Source organism: Gimesia fumaroli, assembly GCF_007754425.1.
GTDB classification, from domain to species: domain Bacteria; phylum Planctomycetota; class Planctomycetia; order Planctomycetales; family Planctomycetaceae; genus Gimesia; species Gimesia fumaroli.
Genome location: NZ_CP037452.1, coordinates 6206792 through 6218233, shown reverse-complemented (window position 1 = coordinate 6218233; position 11442 = coordinate 6206792). Strand labels below are relative to the sequence as shown.

Annotated in this window: 9 protein-coding genes; 7 read left to right on the top strand and 2 right to left on the bottom strand. The window is 48.2% G+C overall.

Annotation, left to right across the window (positions count from 1 at the left end; translation table 11 throughout):
* Positions 1-47 precede the first annotated feature (47 nt).
* On the bottom strand, positions 48-794 hold the full coding sequence (locus tag Enr17x_RS23540) for a sugar phosphate isomerase/epimerase family protein (RefSeq protein ID WP_232100831.1): 747 nt from the start codon (positions 792-794) through the stop codon (positions 48-50).
* A gap of 384 nt (positions 795-1178) precedes the next feature.
* Between Enr17x_RS23540 and Enr17x_RS23535 the strand changes: the two genes are divergently transcribed.
* On the top strand, positions 1179-1583 hold the full coding sequence (locus Enr17x_RS23535) for a hypothetical protein (protein ID WP_145312122.1): 405 nt from the start codon (positions 1179-1181) through the stop codon (positions 1581-1583).
* 180 nt (positions 1584-1763) lie between these two features.
* Positions 1764-2273 carry a hypothetical protein gene (locus tag Enr17x_RS23530; protein ID WP_145312121.1) on the top strand — a complete coding sequence of 170 codons (510 nt, stop codon included), beginning with the start codon at positions 1764-1766 and terminating at the stop codon, positions 2271-2273.
* 18 nt (positions 2274-2291) lie between these two features.
* Here the strand turns inward: Enr17x_RS23530 and Enr17x_RS23525 are convergent, their stop codons facing one another.
* Positions 2292-3722: a sulfatase family protein gene (locus Enr17x_RS23525; protein WP_145312120.1), complete on the bottom strand. Its 1431-nt coding sequence runs from the start codon at positions 3720-3722 to the stop codon at positions 2292-2294.
* 248 nt (positions 3723-3970) lie between these two features.
* Here Enr17x_RS23525 and Enr17x_RS23520 point away from each other — a divergent pair, with 248 nt between their 5' ends.
* The 5 genes from Enr17x_RS23520 to Enr17x_RS23500 all read left to right on the top strand — a co-directional run bounded on the left by Enr17x_RS23520 (position 3971) and on the right by Enr17x_RS23500 (position 11304).
* Positions 3971-4543: a MarR family winged helix-turn-helix transcriptional regulator gene (locus Enr17x_RS23520; RefSeq protein ID WP_145312119.1), complete on the top strand. Its 573-nt coding sequence runs from the start codon at positions 3971-3973 to the stop codon at positions 4541-4543.
* Positions 4544-4608: 65 nt separating this feature from the next.
* The gene (locus tag Enr17x_RS30155) at positions 4609-7386 is read left to right on the top strand and encodes a TolC family protein (protein WP_145312118.1); all 2778 of its coding nucleotides are present in this window, start codon (positions 4609-4611) and stop codon (positions 7384-7386) included.
* A gap of 256 nt (positions 7387-7642) precedes the next feature.
* Entirely contained in the window at positions 7643-9211 is a 1569-nt protein-coding gene (locus Enr17x_RS23510; protein WP_232101100.1) for an efflux RND transporter periplasmic adaptor subunit, read from the top strand.
* Positions 9208-9921: an ABC transporter ATP-binding protein gene (locus tag Enr17x_RS23505; protein ID WP_145312116.1), complete on the top strand. Its 714-nt coding sequence runs from the start codon at positions 9208-9210 to the stop codon at positions 9919-9921. Before Enr17x_RS23510 ends, Enr17x_RS23505 begins: the two co-directional genes overlap by 4 nt.
* Before the next feature lie 42 nt (positions 9922-9963).
* Positions 9964-11304 (top strand): ABC transporter permease, encoded by a 1341-nt coding sequence (locus Enr17x_RS23500; protein WP_145312115.1) that lies wholly within the window; start codon positions 9964-9966, stop codon positions 11302-11304.
* The last annotated feature ends 138 nt before the right edge of the window (positions 11305-11442 follow it).

Sequence of the window (11442 nt, the reverse complement as noted above, 5' to 3'; positions counted from 1 at the left end):
GCCGTTTTTTCTTTGTTGTCATGTTGTGGTTGGAAAGCGATGAGAGATTAGATCACTACGGATTCCAAAAGCATTCGCAACTTACGCAATTCCAGGGCGCGGTCGACATCTTTCAATAAAGCCGGAAGAATCTCCACTGAGAGGAACTGGTGATATTCCTGTCGTTCCAGCATGCTGATCAGACGGCTGTAATCGATTTCTCCTAAGCCGACTGGAACCTGAATTTGATCGCTGGTCGAGTCCCGCAGGTGCACATGGCAGACATAGGGAAAGACCAGATCATAAGACGTATTACTGTAAGGTCCGCAGGTATAATAACTGGGATCTAAAGTAAGTCCTAACCCTTTCACGGACTGACAGAGTTCCGTCGCCGTTCGTGGATCTTCGGTCAGTTGCCCCGTCTTGGTTTTGATCGACAGGCAGATTCCGTCACGGCTGGCAATTTCCAGTAACGCCTTCAGGCGATCAATTTCAGAATTAAACGGCGTTCCCAATGGAGAAGCGGGAATCGTAATCTGGGCGATTCGCATCAGCTTCGCTGTTTTACACAACGATTGAAACGAATCGGGGTCAATGTCATTTTCCAGACAAAAGGCAATGGGAGTCAGCCGAGTGACTTCCTTAAAACGCGAATAAAAGTCTTCTGGTGAATTAGCCACTTCAGATGGCTTCAGGTGATCACTCTCTTCATCCATCCAGATTTCGATTTTATCGAACTCCAGATCGGTGAGTCGCTCACAACTGACTTCAAACGATTCATCAGAAAAACAACGTGATGATGCAGCTACAAACACGCCGAACACTCCCTTGTTGGCAAAGATCAAATCAAAATGAGCACTTCGTCACTGACGGTGTCTTGCCTAAAAAACTCAAACTTTTAAATAACCCACTTTAACTAATTTACATAAATCGAATCATAGAGTGGGAAACCATGATAATCTATCCCGGTTTTAACGATTCTGCAAGGTCGATCAGTTTTGAATATTACACCGGTTTTCCATTTCTTGGGGATTTTAACTATTGTTTGCGACCAACTGACCGATAAAAGAAATAAGTCATCTGCTGAATATGGTTGGATCTCTCAAATCCCATGTCAGCGTTAATTGCATCAGTTCTCGACGTTGTGAGCAGAATCAATGATTTGTTCATACGCAGAAATTCAGGGGGAAGGGAAGCCAATGAAGCCTCAGTTGTTATGTAAAATGGCCGCTTGTTTGATTCTACCATTATGCGTGGGATGTTCGAATAGCCAGGTCATTCGAGGTCAATCGAGCGACGGGGAATTCATGATGCAGCAGCAGGCTGAAATGGTGAAATACCAGCAGCTCATGCATAAGCAGTATGCTGGTCAACAGGCTCCGATTCAGCAAATGGGCCACAACCGACATGGTGGTGCCTACTGTCCGCCCGGCTGGAATAATGGCCATAAAAACGTCTATACTCACAAGCAACGTCCCAAACATTACCAGACATACAAATACATCCCTCCTGCGGCAGTCTATCCTCAGCAGAATCAGCCCCTGGGCATGGTGCAATATCCCTATTACACACATAAGGGACCAGATGACTTCTTCCTGAAATAGGAAGACGCTTTCCAAAACGATTAATAGATTCAGGAGCTGATGGAGTTGAACTCTGTCAGCTCCTTATTTTATTGGACGAAAGAGACTGTGTTTGTTCTCTTTGTTGAAAAAGAAACGGGGGGTATAATGGCGGTACTTGTAGAAACTGTTTCCATTCTTGAATGAGTCTAGCCGCCGATTATGAATACCAGAAACAAAGTAATTGCCAACGCGATCAAAACCATTGAGTCTGTTGCACCAGACGGATATGGAAGAATGTCGATTCCTAATGAGACAGACGAAGTACTCTACGAGCAAATTCAATTTGCCCTGCAATCAGAATCCAGAGCTGATTTTCTGCTCAATCAGCGGGGCGTGAATAATCTATTGAAATTTGTAGAACGAATGGCAACGCAGTGTCTGCGCGAAACGGAGTTTCTTCCTTGTAAACAGGCGGCAGAGTCGCTGGAACTTCTCTTGTCACAGCCCGAATATGACGAGCACATGTTGCTGGTGGCTCTGGCATTGGCCCATGATGCCTACGAGCGTCTGCCCGAGCCGCAGCCGGAATTTGATGAAAAACAATTGCCTCGCTTCTGCGAAGCATGGAACCACTTTTTTTCAGACTTGGATCACCACAAATCCATCTCTTCTGTCCACTTTCGAATTGGAGAGGAAAAAGACGGCCCACGCTATATCTGTTACTGGTGAGCCGTCTTGTATAGTGATTTATGATGATTTCTTGAGCGGAATTTCCAGCTGGGAAGGCACCGGTTTGACCGTTTTTTGATGCTTTTCCGCGGCTGCCTTTAATTCCTTGATCACATCGGGATGATCTTTGGCAATGTCATATTTTTCCGATGGATCATGCTCAAGGTGATACAGCACTGGAGGATCATGTTCTTGAAAAGGTTCTCTTCCATAAGCGGGCTTCGTAATGAAATGTGCTTTCCAGGGGCCTTTGCGGAGTGCCATCAGTTTTGTCCCTCGATAATAGACCATTTCCTCTCGAGGACCTTTGCCGCTATCCATTAAAACGGGGGTGAGATCTACGCCATCAATCACACGATCTGCGGGAACTTTGCCGCCGGCAAGTTTGATAGAAGTGGTAAAGATATCCATTGTACTGCCCAGTTCCTGAGATACGGTACCCGCGGGAATATGACCAGGCCACCAGGCCAGTGTTGGTTCACGCATTCCACCTTCCCAGGTACTGCCTTTTCCGTCACGCAATAGCCCGGCAGAGCCTCCCTGCTGGTTGAAAATCAGCCAAGGGCCATTGTCGCTGGAGAACCAGACGATCGTATTTTGATCCAACCCCTGTGTTTTCAGTTCCTGCAGTATTTGTCCGACACTCCAGTCAATCTCTTCAATCACATCGCCGTACAGGCCACGCAGACTTTTATCCACAAACTCTTTCGAACGAAAGAGCGGAACGTGTGGCATGCTGTGCGCCAGATAGAGATAGAAGGGTTGTTTTTGATTCTGTTTAATGAATTTGACGGCTGCTTCAGTATAGCGTTTCGTAATCGTGGTCTGGTCTGCCGGGCGTTCGATGACTTCGGTATCGCGCATTAAGGGGACATCCCAGTATTTGACTTTGGGTTCCAGAAAGATGCTGCGCCCCAGTTTTTTTTCTGCCACACGATCCATGTCATTGGAATAAGGAATTCCATAATAGGAATCAAAACCATTACTGGTAGGCAGAAATTGAGGGAGGTGGCCCAGATGCCACTTTCCGACACAGGCCGTTTTGTAGCCGGCGTCCTTGAGCGCTTCCGCCAGAGTGACCTCACTGGCAGGAATGCCGCCGCCGGAATTGGGAAACAGCACCCGGCGTTTGTCGCTGCACATTCCGGAACGAATCGGATAGCGGCCTGTGAGCAAAGCGGCTCGGCTGGGAGTACAGACCGGGGCTGCTGAATAGAATTGAGTCAATTTCATCCCCTCCTCCGCCATCTGATCCAGGTGAGGCGTTTTAATTGTGGGATGCCCAAAACAGGCCAGGTCCCCATATCCCAGATCGTCGGCGTAGATCACAATCACATTCGGTTTAGATTCTGCACGGACTTCGGTGAGTGTGAGGCACAGGGTGAATAGGGGGAATAATGCCAATAGGGTGTGCTGTGTTTTACGACGAATGAGTGCGGTCCGTTTCATGTAAAGCTTTCTCACGAATGGGTTTTGGGTTTGAAGGATAAGGGATTGTCCCTCTGATTGTTCACGCTTTCTCGCTGAAGTGCAACCTAAAAATAAGATTTTGCTTATGTAAAACTTTTCCGGTTATGCCGATAACTCCTTCAGATACTAATACTTCACGTCCGAAATATTAGTAAGGGCAACCTCTGTGCTCGAAGAGGCGTGGTGTCATTATTTGAACGAATTATACAAGTTTGAGGCTGAAGCGTATGGAACAGGACAGCAAATCCAATTCAGAAGCTCCATCTGGTTCGACAGACTGGAAGTCATTGCATCACCATGAATGTGTGGAACAGATTGATTTATTAATCCGCACCGCGCATCTGGTCAGGGCGGCATTGAATAACAGTTTTGCGAATCTGGAAATCAATGAAGTGCGCTACTCTGCTTTGAAAGTGATTGATGACATTTGTGAGACCGGTTGTTCTCAATCAGAGTTAGCACGAAGACTGGGACAGTCCGAATCAAATATTTGCACATTGATCGAACGGATGGAGGGCGATCAGTTAGTCATTCGCAGGCAGTCACAACAAGATCGACGCAAACGCGTTTTGCAGGTAACCGAACAAGGTGCCCGCATTCTGGAACAGGTCAAGGCCTATCACGGGTTGGTGTCGCATCGGCTGTTAGGACCATTGAACCCCGATCAAAGACGTCAACTGACCAGCATTCTGCAGGCGTTATTGAAATCGGCTTCGATTCAACGTTCCCAGCGTGAAACAGTTAAAACATTTCAGGATGTTTCCAGTCCATATCCCTATCAGGGTGCACCAGCAGCTTAACGAAATCGTTTCTTATCTTTTTACCACTCCAGGCATTTTTAAATTTCTGTAACGGATTTCCCTCTATGAGGCGCACAAGACTGATTCCATTTTGTGGCAATCTCAAACCATATTTCACGGTCGCATTGATTTTTTCGATGACCGCGGTTCACTCTGGTTGCTCTCCGACATTCTGGTTCGATCAGGCGAATCAGGATACGTATGAAATTCTTGCCGAGAACGCGAACGATCCTGCCTGGCACGTTCCTCGTTTCGATGTGGAACCCGATCCGCGCAGTCGGTTTTATGATCCCTACGATCCTAACCACGAACCTCTACCTCCGGATGACCCAGCTGCGAATGTTTACATGCACTGGTTGCAATGCAAAAAAGGTTATAAAAGCTGGCACAAATTCGGCCGCGCACTTAGTATTGAAAATCCCGACTGGCTTGTGCAATATGGCATCAGTCCGGAACTCAGTGCGGAAATCGCCGCCTCTGGTGATGCATTGGAAGGAGTCGAATTACCCTCACTCGATAATTTAACACTTGCCGAAACCATCGATATTGCCAATATCAACAGTCGGGAATACCAGTTTCAAATTGAAAATCTGTTTCTGGCAGCCTTGGATTTAACCTTCGGTCGATTCCAGTTTGATGTCCGTTATCTGGGTGTCGGCGGACAAAATCCTCAGGCGGAACTCAATCGTCGTCGTTTAGCAAATGGTACACAGGAGCTGGATCTGGCCAGCCGCATCGGCGTCAATCAGGTGCTCCCCAGTGGTGCGCAATGGGCCGTCGAACTGGCCAACAATACGCTTTGGCTCTTTTCCGGTTCGAACCAAACCAACTCGGTCAGCTTGCTGTCTTATTCGCTGGTACAACCCCTGCTCCTCGGTGCAGGTCGAAAAGTCGTGTTGAATAATCTGACACAAGACGAACGGAACGTGCTGTATCAGACACGAACACTGGCGCGCTTCCGAAAAGAATTCTTTACAGATAATGTCGCTGGAGGGAATGGCTTTTTACAGTTGCTACAGCAGATACAGGTCATCGAAAACGAACGAGGAAACATTCAGCGACTTGAGCGGCAGGTGGAAATTCTGCGTGCCCTCTCTTCTCAGAAACCCAAAGTCCAATCAGAAAAACTCGATGAGCTTCCTCCCAACTGGATCATTCCGCCGGCACTGGTCGATAAGCTCGAATTCGATGACGAATCTCGGATGCTTTCCTGGAAAGGCGAGATGACGTCAGAACAGGAAAAACTTCTGCTGGCTTTGAGTGACGCTGATTCCTTCCAGGTAACCGCGAATGAACTCGTGTCTCGGATTCGTACCGAGGTCGTGACTTTGGATGTGGCACAGTTGGAAACACGACTCGCACAATCGATAAACCGTTTGAGAACGTTTGAGCGGCAGTATCAGGATTCATTGGGTTCGTTCAAAATCTTTCTGGGACTCCCACCCAATATGCCGATGACCATTGATGACTCTTTGTTGAAGCCATTTGAACTGATCGACCCCCTGCTCCCTCAAATCGAACAGGAAATTTATGACTATGTCGAAGTCTGGGCGAAAGTCTATGTCGAGAATTGGGATGACCCGAATCTGGTCCCACCAACGACGGCGGAGTTAAAAGAGGTCGTCGCAGGGCTGCAGCAACTCCTGGCGAAACTCCGTGTCGATGCCTTGTCAACCTTAGAGCAGGACATCAAAAACGTGGAATTGCTGCTGGGGGATTCTGATGAAGGGGTTACTGAAGAATTGCTGGCTTTACGCCAGCGTCGTTTCCAGTCCGAAGAAGATCGGGAGCGGGTTCGCGAAAGTACAAAAAATGATATACGGTTGTACTCAAGTATTCGCAAAGAAATGCAGAACATTGAAAGTCGTCTGGCCGGTCTACAGAGCTTCTTGAGTGAGGACAAACTGACCAATGAGCAAAAAAAGCGAATTATTTTAGAGATGGCCAATTTGCGCGAAGATATGTTGAGAACCTCTCAGGGAATGCAGGTGATCGAGATTGGCCTTCGCGTGGAACTTATTACTCTGGAACCATTTAGGATGGATATTGGCGAAGTGGTTCGGATTGGATTGGATAATCGCCTGGACCTGATGAACCAGCGCGGAATCGTAATGGATGCACGAAGATTGATGGAAGTGCGGTCTAATTCTCTGGAAGCGGTGTTAAATGTGGTAGTCGACGGGGATATAAGTACGCCTCTGGGCAGAAACAAGCCGCTGGACTTTCGCGGTAGTCAGGCTGGTTTCCGTGCGGGAGTGGAGTTTACAGCCCCTTTAGCATTAGTACAGGAGCGAAACGCGTATCGAGAGTCTCAGATCGATTACCAGCGAGAACGGCGTGACTTTATGGCGGCAGAAGATTCTGTGAAGTTCGAAGTTCGTCAAAGCTGGCGTCAACTGTCGGTCTTAAGGCAGAACTTTGAGACATCTCGGGTTCAGATTCGTTTAGCTGCTTTACAGTATGACAATGCCGTTGAGGCGACCTCAGATCCTTCCCAGGCAGGACGAAATCAAGGGTTAAATCTGTTAAATGCGTTAAATGCGGTATTAGACGCACAAAACAGTTTAATCAGCAACTGGGTAAATTATGAGCAAAACCGACTTAACATCTATCTGGATATGGGTATTATGGAGATAGATGAAAATGGAATTTGGAAAGACGATTTCTATCAACACCGCGCGGGAAGAATCAGGCCTACCAATGAGCACCGCCAACCCACCCCAGAAACAACCGAAACCGGAGTCACTGCAGAAGAAGTCATCAGACCCGTTGTCTTCCGACCAGCAGCAGAACTCAACGCACTCTCCGCAGACAGCGAAGAAGAAACGCAAATTGCCCAGTAAAACAAGATTGCTGTTGTTGGCAAGTGCTGTAGCTGTGATTGCAGTTCTGACCGTACCTTCATTGCGTACGACCCTGCTCTCTGCAATAACATCGGGACCGAAAAAAAATACGACTTACATTACCGATCTTGCTTCACGAGGACCGTTTCGCGTTACCGTGACGGAGCGTGGTCAGCTTGACAGCTTGAATAATGTCACACTCACCAGCAAGGTTAAAGGTTACACAACGATCATCAGCATCGTGCCTGAGGGAACCATGGTCAAAGCCGGCGATCTGGTTTGTGAGCTGGATTCCTCCCTGTTGGTCGATAAAGAAAAGCAGCAGCAGATTCAGGTCACCCAGGCGGAAGCCGAACAGAAACAAGCTGAAGAAAATGTCGCCATCCAAAAGACACAGAACGACAGCGACAACTCGGCGGCTACACTGGCATTGGAATTAGCCAGGCTTGATCTGCAGAAGTTTCAAGAAGGGGAATCGCAGCGCGATCTGAATGTCAAAGAAGGGGCAATTACCAAAGCCCGTGAAGATCTGCAGCGCGCGGAAGAAAATTTCGAGTTTTCTAAACGTATCGCGAAAAAAGGTTATAAAAATCAGAACGACGTCGAAGCAGATCGCATCAATGTCGTGAAAGCGGAAATTGATCTGGAGATTGCCAAAGAAGATCTCAAAGTTGAAAAAAACTATGTTCAGAATCGTAAGCTGATTGAGCTCAAAGCAGACGTTAAAGAAAAGGAACGGAATCTGGAACGCGTCGAGCGCAAAGGAATCGCGACCTTAGCGCAATTCGATGCCCGGCTCAAAGCCAGCCAGTTGACCTATGAAGTCGAGAAAAGTGAATTAGAACGGATTCGGGAACAGATTATTGCCTGTAAACTGATCGCACCGCAAAATGGTCAGGTCGTGTATGCCAACCAGGGCAGCAGCCGGCGCAGTAGTGGCGAAGACGTGATTGAAGAAGGAACGGAAGTCCGCGAGCGTCAATCAATTATTCAATTGCCCGACTTCAGCCAGATGAAGGTGGATGCTCGCATTCATGAATCCAAAATCAGCATGATTCAACAGGGACTCCCCGTTGATATTCGCGTTGATGCCTTCCCCGAACAGCTTTACCAGGGGGAAGTCGATCAAGTTTCGTCCGTGCCGATTTCTTCAAACTGGATGCGTCCTGACCTCAAAGAGTACAAGGCAACGATCAAAATTATCCCGAATGGTGCGGATATCACAAAACTCAAACCGGGTTTGACCGCCGAAATCGAAATCCGCATCGAAGAACGAGATAATGTTCTTCAGGTGCCGGTGCAGTCTGTCATCACAATTGGCGATCAACGTTATATGTTCGTGCTGGCGGAAGAGGGAGAGCCTGTCAGAAGAGAAGTCAAAATCGGCCAGGCCAGTGATACGATGATTGAGGTTCTGGACGGCGTCAAAGTGGGTGAAGAGGTGATTTTGAATCCTCGAACTCACTTTGCTGATGAATTGATTGATCTGGAAGAACAGTTGGCAATCGAAAAGAAAAATCAGGCAGAAAAACAGGGCCCCGCAAAATCACCCACTCCAGCAAAAGCAGGTGGAAAACCAAAGGGACAAACGGCAGCCAAAGCGAAGCCTGCCAGCGGCGGTGGTTCGGCTAATATCCTGAAACGCATCGATAAGAACTCAGATGGCAAGGTCTCCAAAGATGAAGCCCCTGAGCGGCTGCAGGAACGTTTCGATACACTGGATGCCAACAAAGATGGTTTTCTGGATGCGGGTGAGCTCAGCAAACTTAAACCCCCTTCAGGAGGTCCCGGAGGCTCCCGTCCCGCGGGAGAAAAACGACCATGAAGTTGGCGGCGCAAGTTGTTGACCTCACCAAATTCTATGATCTGGGTTCTGTTGTGGTCAAAGCATTACGGGGAGTCTCAACTGATTTTCCAGAGGGTGACTTTGTCGCCATTATGGGATCTTCCGGTAGCGGAAAGAGTACGCTCTTAAACCTTCTGGGAGCACTCGACCGTCCCACCAGTGGTCAGTATATTCTGGGCGGCCGCGATGTTTCGACTCTGAATGATGACGAACTTTCGGAAATGCGGAATGACATGATTGGGTTTATTTTCCAGTCATTCAATCTCATTGCCCAGTACACGGTACTCGAAAATATTGAGGTCCCTCTGCTCTACCGAGCCGGCTATCCCGCCATCGGCCGTGAAGAACGCGAATGGTGTATGGAACTGGCTCGCATGGTAGGTCTGGGAGACCGCATGGATCATCGCCCGTTCCAGCTTTCCGGTGGTCAGCAGCAACGTGTATCGATTGCACGGGCACTGGTGAATGATCCGCAAATCATCCTGGCAGACGAACCCACGGGGAACCTGGATTCCGCCACGGAAGCCGAAATTATGGAGATCCTTCACAATTTAAATGCAGAAGGACGTACAATAATTATGGTGACGCACGAACCCTCTATTGCCCAGCAGACCAAACGGCAAATTAATATGAAAGACGGCCTCATCGAAACAGAGACTGTCATAGAGCACCCTCTCTCTTCAACATAAACGATTCACACCTTTTAATTTCGTTTCACTCAGGTCACTCCCATGACTCGCATCATCCGTATCGTTCGACTCGCACTGAAAAGCTTATTGCTGCATAAGCTGCGGTCCGGCCTGACGATGCTGGGGATTGTGTTTGGTGTGTTTTCCGTGATCGCGATGCTGGCGATTGGTGAAGGTGCCAGCGCCCAGGCGCAGAAACAGGTACTGGAACTGGGAGCGACGAATGTCATCGTGCGGAGTGTGAAACCCCCGCATGAAGTAACGCAGTCTTCCACCCGTAGCCGTGTGCTGTCTTATGGATTACTTCGTTCCGACTATAAAATATTAACCAAGACCCTACCCACCATTATCCGTGCCGCGCCAATTCGTGAAGTCGATCGTGAAATTCGGTATCTGAAGGAAGCGATGAATGCCCGTGTGGTCGGTTGTACTGCCGATTACCTGGAGATGAATCATCTTACCTTATCGCAAGGTCGTTTTCTGACAGACAGTGATCAGGAAAAACTGTTGAATGTCGCTGTGATTGCCAATGAAGTCGCCAACAATCTATTCAAATTTGAAGACCCGGTCGGAAAATCGATTCGTGTTGGCTCTATGTTTTATACGGTGATCGGTGTGACCAAAGACCGGACTGCCTCCGCCGCGATTGGCGGTAGTCTTTCCGGCCAGGATTATAACAAAGACGTTTATGTTCCCATCAAGACGCTACAGGCGCGTGAAGGGGACCTTGATATCAAAACACAAGCCGGTAGTAATTCGGCAGAACAGATTGAACTGCATCAGATTACGTTACGAGTGAACGACAAAGACGCAGTTCTGCCTACCGCGCAGGCCATCAGAGAAACTTTGGAACAATCTCATCCGCGCACGAAAGACTATGCGGTTGTTGTGCCGCTGGAGTTATTAAAGCAGGCAGAACAGATTCGAATGATCTTTAATGTTGTATTGGGATCGATCGCTGCCATCAGTCTGGTAGTAGGAGGCATCGGCATTATGAATATCATGCTGGCTACCGTCACGGAACGCACACGGGAAATCGGGGTTCGTCGTGCACTGGGGGCGCGGCAGCGAGATATTGTCGAGCAGTTTCTCACTGAGACCATTGTACTGGCTGGCTCGGGAGGATTAATTGGCGTCGTGTTTGGTTTGCTCACGCCCATCACGTTTTTAGGAATTCAATGGTTTGTGCAGAATTTCGTGATGGAAGGCAGTACGGCTGGGTCTGAGGTCGGACGCATGTTCTTCGATCTGCAACCGCAAATCGCATTCTGGAGTCTGCCTGTCGCATTCGGAATTTCCGTAACCATTGGAATCATCTCGGGTATTTATCCTGCGATTTCTGCAGCAAAGCTCGATCCGATTGAAGCACTCAGGCACGAATAACCGTTCAGGTTTTCATCTGTTTCATACCAGTTTCGAGTAAATTAACCAATCGATGAATCTTGATTCGTCTTGTGAAAATTCGACTCTGAACTGTTTCCCTCAATTTACGGGCGCCTACAATAGAAGAGTGTTCTTTCA